The 19,835-nt window shown below is 45.5% G+C and carries 20 protein-coding genes and 1 pseudogene; 9 read left to right on the forward strand and 12 right to left on the reverse strand.

All coding sequences use genetic code 11. The features are described from left to right. Positions 1-209: 209 nt before the first annotated feature. Complete coding sequence (locus SOHN41_RS16760) at positions 210-458, reverse strand: helix-turn-helix transcriptional regulator (RefSeq protein ID WP_007651316.1); 249 nt, start codon at positions 456-458, stop codon at positions 210-212. Between the two features lie 197 nt (positions 459-655). Here SOHN41_RS16760 and SOHN41_RS16765 point away from each other — a divergent pair, with 197 nt between their 5' ends. Continuing rightward, positions 656-847 carry a hypothetical protein gene (locus tag SOHN41_RS16765; protein ID WP_007651320.1) on the forward strand — a complete coding sequence of 64 codons (192 nt, stop codon included), beginning with the start codon at positions 656-658 and terminating at the stop codon, positions 845-847. A gap of 201 nt (positions 848-1,048) precedes the next feature. Continuing rightward, a complete protein-coding gene (locus tag SOHN41_RS16770; RefSeq protein WP_037459488.1) occupies positions 1,049-1,372 on the forward strand; it encodes a hypothetical protein in 324 nt (107 codons plus the stop codon). A gap of 181 nt (positions 1,373-1,553) precedes the next feature. Here the strand turns inward: SOHN41_RS16770 and darG are convergent, their stop codons facing one another. The 3 genes from darG to SOHN41_RS16785 all read right to left on the reverse strand — a co-directional run bounded on the left by darG (position 1,554) and on the right by SOHN41_RS16785 (position 3,678). Beyond that, positions 1,554-2,615 (reverse strand): type II toxin-antitoxin system antitoxin DNA ADP-ribosyl glycohydrolase DarG, encoded by a 1,062-nt coding sequence (gene darG, locus SOHN41_RS16775; RefSeq protein ID WP_007651321.1) that lies wholly within the window; start codon positions 2,613-2,615, stop codon positions 1,554-1,556. 8 nt (positions 2,616-2,623) lie between these two features. Further along, positions 2,624-3,232, reverse strand: a complete 609-nt coding sequence (gene darT / locus SOHN41_RS16780; RefSeq protein ID WP_037459489.1) for a DUF4433 domain-containing protein — start codon at positions 3,230-3,232, stop codon at positions 2,624-2,626. A 65-nt stretch (positions 3,233-3,297) separates the two neighbouring features. Next, positions 3,298-3,678, reverse strand: coding sequence for a helix-turn-helix domain-containing protein (locus tag SOHN41_RS16785; protein ID WP_007651325.1), 381 nt, complete (start codon positions 3,676-3,678; stop codon positions 3,298-3,300). Positions 3,679-3,786: 108 nt separating this feature from the next. On the opposite strand from SOHN41_RS16785, the gene SOHN41_RS16790 reads away from it, so the two are divergent. Further along, the gene (locus SOHN41_RS16790; protein ID WP_007651327.1) at positions 3,787-4,227 is read left to right on the forward strand and encodes a hypothetical protein; all 441 of its coding nucleotides are present in this window, start codon (positions 3,787-3,789) and stop codon (positions 4,225-4,227) included. Positions 4,228-4,284: 57 nt separating this feature from the next. Here SOHN41_RS16790 and SOHN41_RS16795 read toward each other — a convergent pair whose 3' ends face one another. The 8 genes and pseudogenes from SOHN41_RS16795 to SOHN41_RS16840 form a co-directional block, all read right to left on the reverse strand. After that, a complete protein-coding gene (locus tag SOHN41_RS16795) occupies positions 4,285-5,181 on the reverse strand; it encodes a hypothetical protein (RefSeq protein ID WP_007651329.1) in 897 nt (298 codons plus the stop codon). A 175-nt stretch (positions 5,182-5,356) separates the two neighbouring features. After that, on the reverse strand, positions 5,357-6,208 hold the full coding sequence (locus tag SOHN41_RS16800) for a hypothetical protein (RefSeq protein WP_007651331.1): 852 nt from the start codon (positions 6,206-6,208) through the stop codon (positions 5,357-5,359). Continuing rightward, positions 6,205-7,842 carry an ATP-binding protein gene (locus SOHN41_RS16805; protein ID WP_007651339.1) on the reverse strand — a complete coding sequence of 546 codons (1,638 nt, stop codon included), beginning with the start codon at positions 7,840-7,842 and terminating at the stop codon, positions 6,205-6,207. The genes SOHN41_RS16800 and SOHN41_RS16805 overlap by 4 nt, the downstream gene beginning before the upstream one ends. A gap of 11 nt (positions 7,843-7,853) precedes the next feature. Continuing rightward, positions 7,854-9,842: a restriction endonuclease subunit S gene (locus SOHN41_RS16810; protein ID WP_037459490.1), complete on the reverse strand. Its 1,989-nt coding sequence runs from the start codon at positions 9,840-9,842 to the stop codon at positions 7,854-7,856. Further along, positions 9,842-11,755 carry an N-6 DNA methylase gene (locus SOHN41_RS16815; protein WP_007651342.1) on the reverse strand — a complete coding sequence of 638 codons (1,914 nt, stop codon included), beginning with the start codon at positions 11,753-11,755 and terminating at the stop codon, positions 9,842-9,844. The genes SOHN41_RS16810 and SOHN41_RS16815 overlap by 1 nt, the downstream gene beginning before the upstream one ends. Positions 11,756-11,780: 25 nt before the next feature. Next, a pseudogene (gene hsdR / locus SOHN41_RS20660) lies at positions 11,781-14,190 on the reverse strand (EcoAI/FtnUII family type I restriction enzme subunit R). A gap of 107 nt (positions 14,191-14,297) precedes the next feature. Beyond that, entirely contained in the window at positions 14,298-15,233 is a 936-nt protein-coding gene (locus SOHN41_RS16835; protein WP_007651347.1) for a restriction endonuclease, read from the reverse strand. 743 nt (positions 15,234-15,976) lie between these two features. Further along, on the reverse strand, positions 15,977-16,174 hold the full coding sequence (locus SOHN41_RS16840; RefSeq protein WP_037459496.1) for a helix-turn-helix transcriptional regulator: 198 nt from the start codon (positions 16,172-16,174) through the stop codon (positions 15,977-15,979). Positions 16,175-16,306: 132 nt separating this feature from the next. Here SOHN41_RS16840 and radC point away from each other — a divergent pair, with 132 nt between their 5' ends. The 6 genes from radC (at position 16,307) to SOHN41_RS16870 (ending at position 19,815) form a co-directional block, all read left to right on the forward strand. Next, positions 16,307-16,798 carry a RadC family protein gene (gene radC, locus SOHN41_RS16845; protein WP_007651352.1) on the forward strand — a complete coding sequence of 164 codons (492 nt, stop codon included), beginning with the start codon at positions 16,307-16,309 and terminating at the stop codon, positions 16,796-16,798. Positions 16,799-16,838: 40 nt separating this feature from the next. After that, positions 16,839-17,201 carry a hypothetical protein gene (locus SOHN41_RS16850; protein WP_007651353.1) on the forward strand — a complete coding sequence of 121 codons (363 nt, stop codon included), beginning with the start codon at positions 16,839-16,841 and terminating at the stop codon, positions 17,199-17,201. A 124-nt stretch (positions 17,202-17,325) separates the two neighbouring features. Then, on the forward strand, positions 17,326-17,706 hold the full coding sequence (locus tag SOHN41_RS16855) for a type IV toxin-antitoxin system YeeU family antitoxin (RefSeq protein WP_007651355.1): 381 nt from the start codon (positions 17,326-17,328) through the stop codon (positions 17,704-17,706). A gap of 144 nt (positions 17,707-17,850) precedes the next feature. Then, positions 17,851-18,264 (forward strand): DUF2787 domain-containing protein, encoded by a 414-nt coding sequence (locus SOHN41_RS16860; protein ID WP_007651356.1) that lies wholly within the window; start codon positions 17,851-17,853, stop codon positions 18,262-18,264. 122 nt (positions 18,265-18,386) lie between these two features. Next, entirely contained in the window at positions 18,387-18,947 is a 561-nt protein-coding gene (locus SOHN41_RS16865; protein WP_007651358.1) for a tyrosine-type recombinase/integrase, read from the forward strand. A gap of 145 nt (positions 18,948-19,092) precedes the next feature. Next, complete coding sequence (locus SOHN41_RS16870; protein ID WP_007651359.1) at positions 19,093-19,815, forward strand: lecithin retinol acyltransferase family protein; 723 nt, start codon at positions 19,093-19,095, stop codon at positions 19,813-19,815. Positions 19,816-19,835: the final 20 nt, after the last annotated feature.

Below are 19,835 nucleotides of genomic sequence, written 5' to 3' on the forward strand. Positions count from 1 at the left end.
ATGCCGGGAATCCTTGAGACAATGAAACACATTAGTAAATATAGAGTTTATGTTTTCCTTCAGATCGCGATCCACTAGAACGTGGCAATAGCCAAACAGTAAATATGGCATTAAAACGCATGGACTTTGTGAGCCGGTTTTGATTGAGTCTGCATTCGTGAGCGTAGACTCAAATCAAGTTAGAACAGTTTAACTCTTAGCTTCATCTATCAGCGTGAGTCATAAAGCCTCTCGGCCGTTACCCATAAATCCGATGGATTGCAATTCAGCGCTTGGGCCAGTTTCCACACTGAAGCTATAGATGCCTTCGCTACACCACGTTCAATACTCGATACAAATGATCTGGCAAGTTCAGCCTTATCAGCAAGCCCCTCTTGGTTATAGCCTAGCTCGACGCGGCGTAATTTAACCGCCCGACCAAAAGCCATGCCCATCTTTAACACTTCATCTTCATTCACTAGAGAACCCCAGGATATTGAATACTGGATAATTCTCACGGACACAGGATAGACAAACCACGCTATAAACATTACATTTAGACCTGTATAGTGGTCATTTGACCGTTTTTACATTAAGAACACCCACCGATAGAAAGTAAATGTTTTCTTTCGGAACAAACAGTGTCTTCAAACACGCTAATTAAAAGGAGTTACACATGTCAGTCGTAAAAACCATGTCAATCATAGGAATGGTGTTTTTCCCATTATGCTTAATCCTTGCTTCTGCATTTGCAGAAATCGATCTAGAAGCTTCAGCTGGATGGGGGATCTTTGCCGCCATGTATGGGATTGGTTATTCCATCACTGTTTTTGTTAAAACTAAAAATGCAGCTAATAGCACAATTTAAACATTCAATTGGGCCCCTAGTGTGGATAGGGGCCTCAATCTATTGATTACCAATCAGCTAGTAGCACAGTGCAATACCGTCCATGGTGACGATTAGAGCTAAAAATGCGAATGCCAATTTACAGCAGGCTAAACACAATAAATATTCCATTTAATGGCCATCATCGTTAGCGGTTTATCACTAGTTTAAGGTGTATTTAAAATGAAGAAATTGCTTTTTACTTTTGCACTGCTCGGAATGATTAGTGCTTGCAGTGATTCTAAACCGAATGTTGAAATTGAAGTTTACGACAGGGCGGGCTTGTATATTAAATCAATCGAAGTGAAGGTCAAGGCGATTGAAGATGATGTCATCGTAAACGACATCATTGTAAACAGAGGCAACTGTGAAAGCCTTTTCGAGAAAAAAGGTTTTCCCAAACAGCTTAAATTTGGTCAATCTACTTCTGTCTCTTATGGAGGCTCGTGTGATCTAACGCAAGTTGACGTAGTAACCAATAATGGGAGCTGGACAGTTACCTACTGAGTTGACCTTAATCAGGCACAGGAGGTGTTAACCCCTTATGTCGCCTAACTAATTAGGCGTTAACTTTAGTACCTAAGTACAAGCCATCTTGAAGAGTTAGAAGAACCCTATCCTGAAAAATGCATAAAAAATCCTCACTAAAGAGGCTTAATGTTATTGGGTCGCTTCAACGAACAACAAATCAAACTTGTGCTCTTAACTGCAGCCAACCTTGTTCACTTAAGCGTTCCCATGCTGCAAGAATATGAGCAGGTTTCATTGCAGCCTTTCTCGCATTCCAGCTATGAACCCGCTTAACCAACTCTTCAGCAGACAGTGCAGTATCAGACTCTTGTGTCACAACCCAATGAACAGTTGACAGTAGTTCCATGCCGTTCTGAGACTCATACCCTTCAATTAGCTTAGCAACTTTATCAAAACGTTGCTTAGTCTCTGAGTGTTGCTCTAGGAAACCTAAAGCCTCCTTGGCGGCATCATCTTTGAGATCTATAGGTGTCTCTGGTTTATTCAAACCATCGGCATAACCCGAAATAAAGTGGCCTTCCATCTTATCGAGTACGTGACGGAGTACATCAGCGTAAGGCCCATAATGATGTTTTTTAAAAACAACCTTATTCAATGGCTCGCCTACCACTGTCAAAAAGTAAACTAACTTTTGCACTTCAAGTAATGACAATCTGTAGCCAAAACCTGTAGATACATAGCGATCGATCAAACCTAAAACTGCTGCTCTGCCAATTGTCATTCGTGGGCGACGAGTTTGATTAGGCATAAGCTCTGCACTAGGCGCTGTTTGTGGTGGATAAACGCGCCAATCAACATCAGGCAACTCAGCGAGCGAAGTCTGTATTACTTGCTCAACCTCATGCCAGGGCAAACCACCCAATCCACTGCCTAGGGCAGGAATAGCGACTGATTTTAGGCCAAGACGGCAAACTTCAGCTTTAAGGCTCTCCAAACCTGACTCTATGTATTCGAGCTTAGATTGGCCCTTCCAGTGCGCTTTAGTGGGAAAATTAATGATATAAAAAGGAGAATTGATTGAATCCAGAGAAACGGGCAGCACAGCACCTGTCACCAAAGACTTATCGTCACAGGCTTTTTTATATACTTTGAAGTTGTCAGGAAAGGCTTTTTTAAATTGCAACGCCAAGCCCTTACCCATCACGCCTACTGTGTTAACAGTATTGATGATTGCATCAGCTTGATCGTGCAATATATTGCCTTTGTGATAAGTAATCATTTTAACCTCTAGTAATACCACTGTGGCCGTACAATAACCTCAGGCTTATGCTGTACAGCTTGTAGTAATACGCTCACTTCTTCTGCTACCGCTTGGGTCTTTACCCCGATTTGTCGGATAGTGTGCCATGCCACAGATTCGAATGCCAAAAATTCGGCCTGCTTCTCCTCTTTAAAGTCTGACCAATAGCGTTCATTAATGATCCGCTCTAAGTCCAATTCATTAATACGAGTGAAATCATCTATTTGTTCGGCATAATCCAAATCTGCATGTATATCGGTAAAAAAGCAATTATCGTTACTCAGTCGAATGGTCTCGATATCACTGATCAAATGTAATACGCGCTCTTGCCCACCTTGATAGTCATCATGGCCTTTATGGATCACAAATAACATCACGGAGCGAGGGCAAAAATTAAACGGTACATATTGCCCAATACTCCCACCAGCAGCCACATTCACAAGACGAACTAAACGGCGCTGCTTTATATGGCTATAGCCAATATTCTGGTTAACTAAACCAAGTTCAATGCGCTTATGATCGGACCACAAGCATCCTTGGGTAAGAATGCTGAACAGATTATCAATGTGAGTGATATGAGATACTTTGACAGTCATTTTTACCTGCAAATCAATTTATTGGCGTAAACAAAGCGCTCTTGCCTTCTTACTCATAAGTCTACTTACTTGGATTTACTCAGTAGCCCAATCAACAAGGCCCCTAATGCAGCACCCGCCACTAAAGTCCCCACTTGAGAATCCTGGCTTCCTATTGCATTACTTCTTTGCTGGGCAACAACCCCAAACTGTTCAGCTTCTAACTTTCCTATCGTCGTGCAAACTCGTTGAAATAGCTCTGAAGGACTAATTTTTAAAGCGTCAGCAACAAGAAAGACCTGATCAATAGAGAAGGTCGCCTTACCTCCTTCTAAGCGACTATAACTTGCCTGAGACAAGCCCATTCGATTTGCCACATCAATTTGCTCGATCCCCTTCTCTCGCCGAATGCTACTAACCACAGCTCCCATAACAGCAGAGTAAGTCGTTTGTTCGATATTTGTCATAAGGCTCTTGATTTCCTATGGAGAATACATTTAGCATTCACATGCGTTAAACGCATACAAATACTTTTGTTGGAATTGAATTCATTTTAACCACTATAGGAGGGGTTAATGCATAAAGATACGAAAATGATGATAGGTGATCGAGTCTATCGCAGCAAGGGGGCTGTAATGCACGTAGGCGTTATAGTTAGTGAAAATTTAGTGGCACATAACTCGCCAGATAACAATGTGGAAGTGGTATCTATTGAACAATTCGCTCAAGGAAAAGAACTGAAATATCAGCGTTCAACGAAAGTGGACCCTGCCGCTTTGCTGAGTCAACTTGAGAAAATCAAAAATGAAAATAAACGTTATTGTCCGTTCAGCTTTAACTGTGAGCACTTCGCTAATAGGCTTCTAGGTGATAACAAAGGTTCTGGGCAACTGCTGGCAGTTGTTGCAATAGGTGCTTTAGGCCTTACAAGTAAAAACAAGTGGCTAGGTTTTTTAGCTGCAGGCTCTGTAGGCTTGGTTCTGTGCAACAGCCTTAGAAGCTATTCAACGACCTAAAGCAAAGAATGTGAGATGTTTGTGATTCGAGAGGCAATACTTCTTGCCTGTAACCCTCTATGTTAAAGACTTCAGTGCCTCTTCGAATTTCAACACTATACGAGAATGCTCCGCGTGACTTCGGGTACGCATTTGGTCTGCCATATTCAGCCATAGATCGATAGCGGCACGGTGCCCAAATTTGTTAGTTTCAGGATCGACCCCCTCCAAATATTTATCAGGGTGTGAAATCAACTCTTCAATTGAAACACGACCTTTTACCTTCAACCGGAAAGCGTCTTGTGACCCATAATCGTAAACAGGCAATCTTTGCCCTTGCGCAACAGGCTCAAGCACTTTGGCTGCTACGTATGAACCATAAACGATCGCATACCTTCTCAGCATGGAAGCCAAATTTGCGGCCAAATAACCTCTACAGTGCCAGTAACAAATACGATCATAATGGACTAATTCAAAACGATATATGGTTCGTTGATTAACCTCTCCCGCGGGAACAGATATCACCAACACCCCAGAGTCATCAGGATAAAATAAGTTACTGCTGGTGGACATGTACAAGGTTGCCCGTAAAGGTAGATGCGATTCAAGTGCAATGCTTTTTAGATAGGCATCAAATCCTTGAGGATTTTTATAAAAGGAATGCGGTTCGTAAACCACATCACTAGCGCAATCCAACCAATCTCTATTGATACCAAAAAGCTGCGCCGCTTTTTCCATCAGATCAGAAGTTAACACCTTAGTGAGTGATTCTGCAGAGTGACAATCGGCAATGCTTAGACCGTGGCCAAAGAAATCGGGAATTTGACTTGCCTTTACGCCATGGGCATTGAATAAGGCAAGAAATCGGCTGGCAGGAGTCTCTGGTTCAGGTTGCTTTAAAAACTTTTTGACGTAATGGGCGACCTTTTCTGCAAATTGGAAACCTGTAAATAACTCACTAATCCCTATAGCCATCATCACTCCCAAACTAACCAGTCCATCACTTAGTCTAATTTTACGTCCACTTCAAACTACAATAGTTGTCAGAGCTTACTCATAGTGTTGTTCCACTCATGCAGTCATTAGCAAATAGACTGAACCAATAAAGAGCAATACATGTCAGTAAGGTAACTTCCTACAGCATGACGCCCTAACCAACCAGTCTTGAAAGTTGCGGGTCGTTCCGTAACCAAATACACCATTTCGCTACAGCTGAAAGTTCAGACTCAGGTTTTGTTAGGCAAGCAATTTCACGCGCAGTGGATCTGACTCGCTCACGCGCAGCAGGAGAGTTACGTGCTTCCGCAAGAGCATTGTGATATTTGTTAATCAACTTTGAGGTTTTTTGCCAGACTTTACGGCGTTCCTCTGACAAAACCTGATGTTCAGTAAGTTTCAATCTTTCTACCGTGCGTTTAACTCTCACGTATTCCCAACGGGGAATACCAGGAGCTGGCACAGCCTTGCCTTCCTCGTCAAACGCTAGAAGTGTGACATCATACGCGTTGGTCGGGTCGAGAAAATGTTGATTTTCGTCGCCTTCGCAGCGGCGCGTGAAAGTAGAAACTGGTGAACCATAACGAAGAGGAAACCAAACACCTTTTTTACAATTAGGCACGGTGCCGGCTATTCGAAAATTCATGTAATCAAAAGCTAGCCACCAATAACCGTCGCGCTCTTGGCCTTTAACATTACGAGCAGCCTTTTTGGGTCGAAAATGCTCTACAGTTAAGTGTGAAGCAAGGTCGCGCGCCTCAGTGAACCAGCATTTTCCGCCCGATAGAGTTAATAACCAAGGTTTTAGTTTTCCCCAATGATTGTCGTGTTTATCAATCAAGCTATTACGCTCTTTGACACTTCCTGCAGCATCTAGTTTGGCAAGCTCATTAACCAAACGTGCTGACTCAGCTAACCACGCATCCCAATCGGCTTGAGTCCAACGAACATTGGCAGGCAAGTCAGTATCGGTCGGCAGTTTGTTTTCCAAGTCGATAAAAATCATTCGCCAGCTTCCTCGCGCAGAATTTCGCTTATTATGTCATCGGCGATACGATCTTGTTCGGCTTGCTCTTCAGGTGTAAGTGTCGGTTTTCTGAATTTGCGGTGTTGGGCCATCTTGCGAACAAACAAAGCGTAATCTGGGTCGCGAAAATCGGCGGTCGAAAAGCCAAGATCGGCTAGCTCGGCAGAGAGCCTCGAAAGTTCAGCATCTTCTTCCGGCGTACGCGGTGACTTTACAAACAACTCATTGCGGCGGAATAATCGACGTTCGGTTTCAATATCGAGTGTCGATGACAGGCCAAATAATTCACTTTTGAGCAACCCCGTAACCCCCATACCTTGCGGGTGTTCATCGGGTGATTCAATGACTGAACGATCACCGTGCTTGCGCAAAATATGTACCTGCTCACGCTTAAGACTACCCACCATCATCGGGTCGTGGGTGGTAATCAGAATTTGCGATTCGCCTTGTACCAGTGAATCTTTTTCGGAACTCAACACGCCTTCAATATCGTCGAAGTAGCGCAGTTTCCAGATGGGGTTTAAATGTGTGTCGGGCTCATCTAACAAAAACAAACAATGATCTTCGCGGGTGATGCGCATTAAGCCCAATACAGTGAGCATTTGCAGCTCGCCTTCGGAGAGCTGTTTGAACTCAACATCGCCTCCGTGTCCCTTCGATTTTTTAACCGTAATGCGCACCTCCTCCAGCAAGTCACCGATATAGGCTGCTTCTACATAGCGGAAAAAGCGCTCAGGCGTCCCGACTTCCTCACCTAATTTTTTGAGCCTTTTATTGTCAGGAACAAACAAATAAAGCAGCTCTTGCTTTTCAGGGCGACGGCGAAAATCAATGGCAGCCAGTCGCGTTTCCTGAACGGGCGCCCAGGCGATCTGCCACAGCTTGTCGAGAAATCCATTCACGACTGTTCCACGTCTAAACCAAAAACGTGGATCACCTAGCTCAATGTCTTTCTCATCCAGATCGCGCGCTGAATATGGCTTCTTCAGAACGAACAGCGCGGACTCTATGGCTTCGATATTCAAATTGCTTAGTAACTTCTTGAATACCGGATCATCGGATAACAAACAAGCTAACAACACCAATTGGCTATGACCGCCACGACAGTAAAAGAGCCTGCGCATTAAGTCATCATCATCTTGCCGCAGTAATTGCTTATAGCGCTCTTGGTGGGTTCGAAATAGCGCCTCTATACGTTCATTCTTGCCCGAGTAATAAGCAAAAACATGTGACGGTAAATATTCCCTCGCATGTTTTACAAGAAATCCTTGGGATTCGCTTTTACCATCCACCCAGACATAGGGGCGTTTTTGTTTCGCGGTATCGGCCTGAATACGCACGATATGGCCGCGAATTTCATATTCCAAGGTGTAATCAAACGCCGCTTCTCGGTCGAGGTCTACATCACGGAACAGGGTAATCAGCGCTTCGATTAAATTGGATTTGCCAGTTCCATTCTGGCCAATCAGCGCATGACTACGAATGCGTTTTGCAGGTGTACTGTCTGTTGCGTCGGCTGGTGTGCCTGAAACTGGTTCCAGCTCGCTGGCAAAACTCACTTCTAGATTGCGCAGGTTACGAAACTGCGGAATGGCTAAATATCGAAGCTGCATACGTTATCCTTTTAGCTCGCGGCCTTCTCGCGCATTTCGGCGGGTTCGGGTTCCAGCAACCAACCGTGGGCGACTTCGGTTTTTAACTGGGCGTAAAAAGCATCTATCTCACCACCAAAACGCTGCCATAAATCTTTGGCGCTCATCTCGCCGTTATGGCGGGCCAAAATAGTGGCCAGCGGGGCCTGGGCTTTCACATCGGGTGGCGTGCCTAAACGAACCGGTGCGACAAGTTCGGTTTGTGGGGTTTTCATAGGTTCCTCTTCTTGTTCGATGGCGATGCCGGTGAGGGCGGAGACAGCTGCTGTTGCTAGGCGCTCAGAGCTTTTGCTTTTTTCATTGCGCAACCCCTCTAGTTGATCGCAGATATTCATTAGCTCATCTAAGCGAATAACAATTTTTTCCTGCTCTTCAATTGGTGGAACAGGAATTAACGTTTCTTTAATTTTTCTTACATTGAGATTAGGTTGCGGACCTCCTTCAGCTTGTTCGCGTATCTCGTCGTATATTTTTTCAAAGAAATATTTTATAAATCGCTTCGTTCCCAAAGAAGCATCAAAGAATACAAGTGCGGCAACAGCTTGATTTGTTGCACCTGCGACAACAATTTCACTTATTTGACCACGGGTTTTTCCCTGCCCATACATTGCCACAATAAGGCTTCCGGCTGGGAATATTTTGCAGTTGGTTTCCTTGAGTGCTTTGTCAGTAATGAAAGTTTCAGGCAGTCGAGCAATTTTTTCATTTGTTGCTGAACTTGTGTACCAAGGTGTACTGCCGCCGTAATAGCTATTTTCTGTTTTTGCTGGGGTGGCGCCGGTGCCAACATCTACCAAGTCCATGATTCTCGCCCACTTCCATCCTTTTGGAAGCACGTAAGGCAAATCATCTTGGTGAGGCATGGGTATAGCTGCGTTTGGCTTTAATACTTTAGATGAAATTAATGCCTGTCGTTCCGATGCAATCGCACTTAATAGTTCGTCTACTGGTGTATTGAATTCATTATTTTCAACCAAAAGACCGCGCATTCCCAAGTTCAATATGAGAGTGCGAAGTGCTCCTACATCCTCCGGCGCGGAAAACAATTGGCCGATGTTGGCTTGCAGGCGTTGCCAGCTTTCTTGCAGTTCGCGGGGGCTTTGGCTGGCGGCGACGGCTTGCAGGGTGGATTGGCGCAGGTGGTTTTGCAGGGTTCGGCGTTTTTTCTGCTGCGCTTCCAGCTGATCGCATAAAGCCATCAGCTCATCGACTTTGGCAACAATGCGGCTTTGTTCTTCGAGTGGTGGAAGAGGTATGGGAAGTGCTCTAACAGTAGTGGTATTTAATTCCACCTGCTGGGTTGTACCTGATACAAGTGAATCGGAATGCGACGGTTTAATGCGCAACTGCACCCATGGAGAAGCAATCACACACCAAAAATAACGTGGCAAGCAATTCGCAAGCCGGATAACTGTCACATGTGAGTCTGCTACTGCAAGTTGTTCTTCTGCAGCCGAATAGATTGCAACTCGGCCAGCGGTTCCCGTGCCAGTTGAGTTCCAAAGTAAATCGCCTTCGCATAGGTAGCGCTCTTTACCATATGTCTGTAGCGACTCATCTGCTACATAACGCGCTGGTGTTAAATCAAAGCCACTCCACTGAATACATTTTTGCGAAACGACGTAAGTAGAACTTTTATCTACGTATTTTGGTCCTTTACCCCGCTGGATATATTTGCAAAGTCTTTCCAAACGTTCCCATTTCCAGTGATCAGGAATAATGTACGGAATCTTCGACAATGGGGGCTGCATTCTGGTCGAGCGCAGCTTAAGCGCTTCTTCGTAAGCATTACGGAGATCATTAGCTTCTTTGATAGTCTCTTCTACAGACAGAACGGACTCACCCCGTTCCACTAGTCGCCCTGAAATTGCTAACTGCAAGACTAACTCTCGAAGTTTGATTATCCCATTTGGTGCATTAGCAATATGGCCAAATTCGGCCAAAAAATGATTCGCGTCCATTAGGCGTCCTCACCATTAAAGTGGTGGGAGAGCGCTGCGGCCAGTTCGCTTTTTAGCTGGTTTTCGGTTTCTTCAATTTCGCCGAGCAACTTTTTGTACTTAATTAACAGTTCGTCTGGGTCGTAGCTTACTTCTTCCGGCGCGTTGGGGTTTTTTAAATCCAAGTTAAAAATGGGCCAATAGAGGCGATCACCAGCGGCTTGGGCATCGCGGGCCTTTAACTCTAGAGAATCAGTCTTATTTTTAAGGGACTCGATAGCATTGGTTAGGTTGATAATAACTCTTTCTGGTGTCGCTTCTTGAATAGCCGATTGTAAGGCGCTGATGAGCGCAGCCTTGTAGAGGCGCTGGCTATCACTTGCACCAGTTAAATCTGCGTGTAAGTCAGTCAACTGCTCATTAAGCAATTCTGAAATGCCGTCATCCTTTCTTCGACCAGTTAAAGAGTCACTGAGATACTTTGCCTGCCTGCGAGTATCTAACGCTTGATTGCGTAAACTTTCAGCATTCTTCCAGTGAGGTAAAGCGGCCGCTTCGGCCTGTTCGCGTTTGGTTTTGAAATCGACCTTCCAGGCGAACTCGTTTTCTTCACGGCTGGCAAAGTCGTCGCTTTCATCGCCCCACCAATCTTGCTCTGGTTTGAATTCTTCCAGACGAATGGGTTTGGTTTTGCTGTAGCTTTTGTAGCCCGCTGGGTAGGGGTGTTCGTAAAACCAAATGGTATCGGTGTGAAAGTGTTCGCTGCCATCGTCTACTCGTGCGCCTTTGGTGAAAAACAGCAGGTTGGTTTTAATGGTAGTGTAAGGTGCAAATACACCTTTGGGCAGGCGGATGATGGTGTGCAGTTTGCATTCTTGCAGCAGCAGTTTTTTAAGCGTGCCTTTTATGCCATCACCAAATAAAAAGCCATCGGGCAATACCACTGCGGCGCGACCGTTTTCTTTAAGAAGCTTTTTGATGATCAGCGCCATAAACATATCGGCGGTTTCACGGGTTTTTAAGTCGGCCGGGTAATCGCTGCCGACGCCGTCGTCCTCATAACCACCGAAAGGCGGGTTGGTGATGATACAATCAACCTTATGGTTTGCACTCCAATCGTTCCAACCTCTACCCAATGTGTTCATATGTTCTATTTGGCTTGGCACATCAATACCGTGCAATAGCATATTGGTGGTACACAACAGATGCGGCAGTTGTTTTTTCTCGATGCCGTGAATGAGGTCTTCAATGGCGCGCTTGTCTTCTGCGCCCGATTTCGTGGTGAGCTGATTACGCAGATGCTCAATAGCGGCGGTTAAGAAACCGCCGGTGCCGCAGGCTGGGTCCATGACGCTTTCGCGTTTATCCAAGCGCGGGTTAACGCGGTCGGCCATAAAGGCAGTAATGGCGCGGGGGGTATAAAACTCACCCGCGTTTCCTGCACCACGTAGGTCATTAAGGAGTTGCTCGTACACATCACCAATATTAGCGCGGGTTTTAAAGTCGTGAAAGTTGATTGCTTCTTCGAGCTTTTCGATCACCGCCAGCAGTTGGGTGCCGGATTTCATGTAGTTGTTAGCGTCTTCAAACACGCTGCGAATGACTTTATGAAGCGGGCTGGCATTTGCATCTATTTCTTTTAGCTCAGGAAACAAATCATTGTTAACAAAGCTAATGATTTCACTGGCAGCAATCTGTGGCGCTTTTTTGCCATCGGCACCCGGAACGTAAGCTGCCCAGTCTCGCCAGCGTAGCCCTTTTGGCAAGGGTGATACGTAGGTACTGTTATCGTCCTCCCACTCTTCTTCGCGCTGGTCAAAGACCTTTAAAAATAGCATCCAGGTGAGCTGACCTAGGCGCTGAGCATCGCCATCAACGCCGTCGTCTTTGCGCATGATGTCTTGGATGCTTTTGATTGTGCTAGTTAAATTCATCTAATTGTCCACTCTATTGAAATGATCAGGCACTCAGATCATCTCGGTATAATTCAATTTCTAACTCTTTTATGGCCTGTAGGTATTGTTCGATACCGCCAAAAATACCGCGTCTAATCTGGGTTTTGCTACCAAGCTTATCAAAAGGGGGCAGCTCTAAAATTGTTGGGTTTTCAATGTCTAGGACACCGTTTTCAGCAAACTTTTCAACTAAGGCCTCCAGCACGGCTTTGGCCTGCTGGCCGTATTTACCAAACGCATCCCGTTTTTTACTTGGTTTGCTCGTTCCTTGCGAGTCAGGGGCTTTTGGTCAAAAGCAAGATGTGCAATCAAATCGAATGCATCCATTTCATCGCCATTGGGTATTGCATGCTGCAACAAGGCCAAATCGATGCCATGTTCGGCCAGTTCGTCGATAATGGCCTGCTTTCTCTCGCTCTCATTCCAGCGTTTTAGGAAGCCAGATAGTGTACCAAAACTTTCCTTGAGGGATTGTTCAATCTGCTCTTTTAGATGTCCTTGATAGTCCTCAGTGATGAGTTTTCCATCAATATCCAAGTATTGCGAACGTTCTGCAGCCAAACCCACTGCGACATCATCCAGGTAGAATTTTTTCCGAGGCTCACGGATTTCTTTTCCATCATTGTTGCCGTTATCTCTGCTGGAGTCAGGATCGGGGGGGAGTTCCCCATCATCATTGGGAACTACTGGATCATCCTCACCGGGCTCATAGACAACAACCGGTTCACCATCAAAGTCGGGATCAGAGAATAAACGTGTCGCCCCCTTGAAATCCATGATGGTGAAATAGAGCTTGTTGTAATCTTCCCTTAGGCGAGTGCCGCGACCAATTATCTGTTTAAACTCGGTCATTGAGTTGATGTTTTGATCAAGAACAATGAGTTTGCAAGTCTTGGCATCCACGCCTGTAGTGAGCAGCTTAGATGTTGTTGCAATAACGGGATAAGGCTCATCGTTGTCGATAAAGTAAGACAGTTGCGCTTTGCCTTCCTTGTCATCACCGGTAATTCTCATGACATATCGCCGGTTACTTGCAGCAGCAGGGATAAGCTTGACCAATTCCTGACGCATACGCTCAGCGTGATCTTGCTCATCACAAAATATAATTGTCTTTGCCATGGGGTCAGTGTTTGACAGGTATTCCCATACTTTTTTGGCAACGAAGCGTGTACGCCTCTCTAGGATAATGTTTCGGTCGTAATCCTTGGTATTGTAATGACGTTGTTCTACTTCTTGACCATATTTATCTATTTTGCCTTTTTCGGGTGTATAACCTAATGCATCAACGTTGGATGCAATGCGGATAACTTTGTAAGGAGCGAGAAATCCGTCTTCAATACCTTGCTTAAGAGAATAGGTGTAGATGGGGTCACCAAAATACTTGTAGTTAAACTCAGGGTTGATAATTTCACCATCAATCGCCCTTTTTCTTTTGGAGTTGCTGTTAGGCCAATGTGAGTTGCGCTTTCAAAGTATCTGAGAATTTCGTGCCACGCAGAGTCTTCCTTCGCACTGCCACGATGGCATTCATCAATTACGATTAAATCGAAAAAATCTGATGGAAACTGAAGATATATTTGCTTCCAGTCTTCTTTACCTGTAACAGCTTGATAAAGCGCTAAGTAAATTTCGTAATTCTTTTTAGCCTCTCGATTGGTGACTTTATGCATGTATTTGCCGAAAGGCGCAAAGTCTTGCTGCATGGTTTGGTCAACCAAGATATTGCGATCGGCTAGAAACAAGATGCGTTTTTTAGCCTTGGATTTCCAAAGCCGCCAGATGATTTGAAAAGCCGTATAGGTTTTCCCGGTACCAGTGGCCATAACCAGCAGTATCCGGTTTTGTCCTTTAGCAATGGCTTCGATAGTTCTATTGATTGCAACTCTTTGGTAATAACGAGGACCTTTTCCGCTGCCATCACTATGGTAGGGTTGCTCGAGGAGCGTATCGGTTTCGGTTGCTATGCCTTTCCAACGTTGGTAAAGAGGCCACAAGGTGTCTAGGCTTGGGAATTCATCGAGACTTAATTCTGATTCTACTGAATGGGTTAAACCAGTTCTGTCATGGAGTAGAAAGCCGCTGCCATTGCTACTTAGGGCGAAAGGTACGTCAAGCATTTCGGCATAGCTAAGTGCCTGTTGCATGCCGTGACCCACCGAGTATTTTGCTTGCTTCGCCTCGATGACTGCAATTGGTAAGTTCGGCTTCGCATACAACACATAGTCTGCACGTTTAGGGCCGCCTTTGGCTTCTGGATTTTTTATCCGTGCCGCCAGCTTACCTTTAACCATGACACGACCGGCAGTTAGGTTAACCTCCTCGAAGAATTGATCGCGCTTCCAACCTGCTCTCTCAATCGCTGGAGTAATGAATTTGGTACAGATGTCTCGTTCGCTGAGCTTATTCTTGTCCATCTTAACTATCCCTAAATCCATTCAACACATTCACACAAGGCAGATCCAATCGCTGCTTAATAATCTGATGCTACTGAAGATATTTGCAGAGTGAGCGAGTTCAAAAATCACTCTTCCCAAAAATAATCTGAATCAATTGCCTTAACGGCGTATAGCTCGCGTGTCGAAACACCGACATTGTGCTCTATCATCAGCGCGGCCAGTTCGCGGCCGTCAATGAGCACGATGCGTTTTTCAATGCGGGTAACAAAATCACGGGCGTCTTTACTGAAACTGGAGGTGGTAATAAATACGCCTTTGCGGGCGCGGTGCATGTCGAGTGCACCGGCGAAGGCTTGAATATCCGGTCTGCCGACTGTGGAATCGCGATAGCGTTTGGCTTGCAAGTAGATGGAGTCTAGCCCGAGCTTATCCTCTTTGATGATACCATCAACACCGCCATCACTGCTGTATTGGGTTGCTTGACCAGCATCCTTTTGACTGCCGCCGTAGCCCATGGCCAGCATCAAATCGACCACCAGCTGTTCGAAAAACTTGGGCGATAATGTGTGGATTTGTTCAATCAATTCATCGGCAAGGGCCGAATTAAGGGCGGTGAAGGCTTGCGCCATTAACTCTGTTGGGGTTTGAGTATTATCGTTATGACTGATACTGGCATAACGCTCTATTTTGCCTTGTTCTGTTGATTGCTCATGGTGAGCACTTCTAAAGTCATTAAAGGTATCAAACAGAGATAAATAGTCGTTATTAATAAGCTGACCACTCGCCAGAGCTTCCCTTCCCCTGTTGGTTATTTCGCAGATACCACGCTTAGGTTGATGGATAAGTCCCGCTTTAACCAGATAGGTTTTAGCCCAACCAACACGGCTACGAATGTAGGTTTGTTTACCGCTGGGCAAGGTGAGCGCAAGCTGCTCTTCAGAAAAGCCATAGAGGACAGCAACGTCATCATAAACCTGCTTCAATGGTTTTTGCTGGCCGCCAGCTAACACCTTAAGCACTGCAGGCATCATCTCTTCATAGCTTGGAATTGTATCGACCATCCCTGTGCCTCACCTCTTATTATTCTTGTGGCAAAAACTGCAGCGGTAATCGCCTAGAAGCTTTCGAATATCATGTTAAAAGCAGATTTATTAAACAGTTAAGTCGATTGTATTGGCGCAGATAATTTATAGGATTGTGTCAGAAAAGATCCATCTAATCCAGTGAGATAGCACACAGTCTTTGTACTTAGCTGTCACGCTGTTGAGCGGCATTATCCCTTAGAGTATCTTCAAAGCCTCCGTAGGTTTTCTTGGCAGGTAATTTGGCCATGTAAATACGTGCTCTTCGTCGTTTGAAAATTGGAGTTAAACGCTTTGAGGACGAAGGACTAAGGGATAGATGCATCCATCCCTTGAGTTAAGCATCAGGGCGACAAGACAGGCGCATGCCGGTGAGGGCGATGCGCTTGTCTATACGTCAGTGAGTGCCCTGTTTGAATTATCTTTACCATTCCAGTGCTTAATGCATCGTGATTGCTAGGCTGGTAGTGTTCTAGGAATAGTAACTAAGCAAGTTCTGTAAGCTCTGGATTTTGTCCTTACCCTAGCTTCTTTTCGGTGGTTCCCTTGGTTTAGTGAGGTTGTTTTTATTTATTGCTCATAGGCTTACTTACAGAGGGATTCAGCCAAGAAAAAGCATTTCAATCTAGTAATGGAGGACACTCTTAGCCTTTGAAGGCGGGAGGTTGTAAGGGATATTCTGAAGTTAATTAATGTGCAGTAAAACGGATGTTGATATGGGCTTAAACGGTTGCACTTTGGGCATCTCGCTCCTCTATTCTTGTTAAAATCCATTCTTGCACTTCACTTTCTACCCAAGCGGCAGCTCGGCTACCGAGTGACACAGGTCTGGGAAATGTTCCTTCTGCGATGTACTTGTAGATAGTGGAACGCGCTAGTCCTGTGTAATCCATAACTTTTGTAAGGCGAATTAGTTTCATGATGAGTTTCTCGGTTATTGTCTCATCACATATGTCCTTCTAGTAATTTTTAACTTTTTCTCTATTTCCAAATCTTTTCAGATATATATCACTCCTTTGCATAAGCCCATTAACGCTTTCAAGGAGTCAGATATGTCAACAAAAACGACGCACATAGAACCAGTTACCAACTCCGTGAGTCACTGGCCACAAACGACCGAAGAGGTTCTTGCCTCTGCCGCCAATATCATTGCCGAACGCTATATAAAGAAGGACGCCTATACCAACCCTCAAGCCACTAAGGATTTTTTAACTTACAAACTCGGCGGTTATGAGCGGAAGGTGTTTGCGGTAATGCTGCTCGATAACCAGCATCAATTACTGGAGTTTAAAGAGCTGTTCTTTGGCACCTTAGATGCAGCCAGTGTCTATCCTAGAGAAGTGGTTAAAGCTGTGTTGGCCGTCAATGCGGCGGCAGTGATTTTTACCCATAACCATCCCTCCGGCGAGTCTGAACCTTCAACGGCAGATAAGCACATCACCAAACGGTTAACCGATGCATTAGCGCTTATCGATGTGCGCGTGCTCGACCATATCGTGGTTGGCCGCACGCCAGTGTCCTTTGCTGAACGAGGCTTACTCTAGCCAGCATTAAAGCCTGCCACGCCAAATCAAGGAGTCCATCATGATTGAATTTACCGACAGCTTTTCGCAGGCCTGTGTCGCCGAAGCCTGCGCCGCGTTTCCTGAACTGCGTAACCGTTTGGCGATTGAACTGATTTTGCCGATGTTTGTGCGCCCGCTTAATGCCATGGGCCAAGTGATTGGCAAGCCAGTTGTTGCACCACACCGCGAGCTACATAAAACCGTATTATTTGTTTTTCACCGTGATGTAGTTGAGCACTTGCCCAAGGAGATCAGCTTTTGCCGCTATGTTTGCCCCTGTGACACTTATGGAGTGCCTATGGGTGAATGGCAAAGGGTGATCAACGGCGTGTACTTTAACCATGGCAGCAATGAACAACCCAATTGGAGCGTCCATACCTAATTTTGCAAACCGTTACCTAAACGTCATCAACTCCATTAGCCACTTGTATTTATCACTGCTTTAGCTCGCCAGCTAACAAGCAACCCACTCCCAAAGTTTCACCCTTTCAACCATAGAGGTTCCTATGACAACCCTAAAACTTTTCGATATTGAGCACGCCTGGGGTCTGCCCCGTAAAGTATCTCCCCGCTTTGGTGCGAGACTGATTTTGCGTGGTCTGCATTTGGATTATCTCAATGACAGAGCAAGTTTTGTCGGTGAGTTTTCCCCTGAAGTACGCGAACGCTTCAATCACACTTTTCCGAAATTGGTTAAACAACTTGAGCGTTTAGTCGTCAGCTGTGAAATCGATGCAAGAGAGCAGCACTGCGTCACCATTGAGTACGATGACTTTACCTGTGAGGCCGATACATTAGGCAGCCATGGTTATTTGTATATTGCTGTCTATCAAACCGCTGACAAACCACTACTCGCATTAACACACAGCCCTTCGATAACCTTGTAAAACCATAGCGCATCCTAAATACCTCATCACGCTCCATCAGACTCGTTTCACGCAATTTTACCCCACCAGCAAACACAGCAAGAGCCCAGGAGTTTTAGCTCCTAGGCTCTTGCGTGTGCGCGTAAATCAAAGAAGGAATATCCCATGAAGTTAATCATTAACCGTAACCAACTGCCATTAATGCCTAATCGTTTTTACCAAGTCATTGAAAAGGAACTGGCTGACGTCGATCCAAAAGATGCCAATGCGATCACGCTCAATTTTAGAGATCCAGATTACAGCGCCGAAGATGGTGGCTTTCATCCTGTCGAAGTACGACTAGAGAAACAGCAGGAACATTGGCGTTTAGTGTACGTCACTGATTTTGCCTATCGTGGCTATCCCTTCCCTGAACTCGTTAAAGACATCGATATCTGCTTTAACAGCAAGCAGGTCTATAGCTTGTTTAGTGGCTGGATCGGTGAGCAGGAATGCAGAGCATTAATCGATTTATTTACCCAAAACTTTGCCGCTTATTTCGATATGGGCGTTTACAAGGTGAAGGTCAGCTTGGATTAACCCTCTTAGCCAAATCAAGTTCCCAGAATCCTAAAACGGGAACACTCAACCCCTTGCCCCATAAGGCTTCGCGCAACGCAAGTGCCCAAAAACACGCTATGGTAAAAAAGAGGAACATGACCATGCCTGAGGTTCACGCCGTTAAAGATCAAGACACCGTTAAGCTTATCAGCTATCTGCTCGAAAGACAGTTTAGTCAGCAACTGGCCGATGTGTGGAATATCGGCCTTAATCTCGCCCTGAGGATCTCCGACTTACTTTCGATTAAATTCAGCGATATCCACGGCGATAGACTCATCATCAAGGAATCTAAAACTGGCAAAATTGCCAATATCAAGCTCAACTCAAAAACTCTGGAACGGATACAGCGTATTGCGCGCGAGCATCCTAACCATATCTACCTGTTTCAGTCCTACCGTAATCAACGGGCGAAAAACATTAAACCCGCGCCTTTGTCACGCCGCTATATTTGCCGCGCACTGGCGATGATAGGTGAAGAGCTCAAAATCGCCTTAGGCACCCACTCAATGCGTAAGACGCGAGGCTATCTGCTGTATCAACAAACCAAAGATATTGGCCGAGTGATGAAAATGCTCAGACACAGCGCCGAAGAAACCACCCTGCGGTATATCGGTATTGAGCAAGACGATATTGATAAGGACTTTGTCGAACTGGAAATCTAACCCGCGCTTATCGCTTACTCGATAGTGCCTCATCTTTAATCCTCACACAGCCAACGGACTATCAACGTGAACACCTGCAACTAACCTAGTCTGCATGGCGAAATAGCGCGTCGCAATGATAGAACCTTGGCTAAGGAAAATATTCATGCAAGTACTACAACCTGGTGATCACCTCGTCACCAATATCGATCCTCTTGGCTTAACCGAACACCATGGCCTCTATATCGGCCGTGGCAATGTGATTCACTTATCTAAACAGGGCATCATCGAAGAAATCGATCTGCAGCAATTTGCGGATGGCCATAAGATCAGAGTGAAAAAGTCCAGCTTGTTTCCCCATCAAGCTATTGAGCTAGCGCGCAGTCAACTGGGTCACAGCCCATACGGCGTTGCTACGAACAATTGTGAGCAGTTCGTCAACGAATGCTTAGAAGGGAGTAGCACCTCCAATCAGGTGAGTAATCTCACCCACATTGCGCTGCAAGGCTCTGCCAGAGTAGGCTTACTGGGAAGCACTGCGTCGAAGTTGGCCACGGGGACTGTCGCAAACGTCGTGTTAGCCTCTACCGCCGCTAAGATGACCGGTGAATACCTAGGGCTACCCGATAACGTCAACACGCTGCTAGGGACACCTGGGGATCTTGTTGCTAAACCAGCAGAATGCCTACTAAAAGGCACCACACAAACTCTAGGTGAAAGTTATGCTTGCTTAAGCCAAGGAGAGATAGCCGATGCTGGGATCAAGCTCATCACCGGCAGTGTAGAAACCGGTTTAAACACCGTGCTAACGACAGCAGAAGTGGGCATCAATGGCGTAAAAGCCGGTGCTGAACTGATAGCCGATGCATGGCACTGGCTAAGGTCATAAGTATTGGAGTCATCTCTTTA

Source organism: Shewanella sp. HN-41, from assembly GCF_000217915.1.
GTDB lineage: Bacteria > Pseudomonadota > Gammaproteobacteria > Enterobacterales > Shewanellaceae > Shewanella.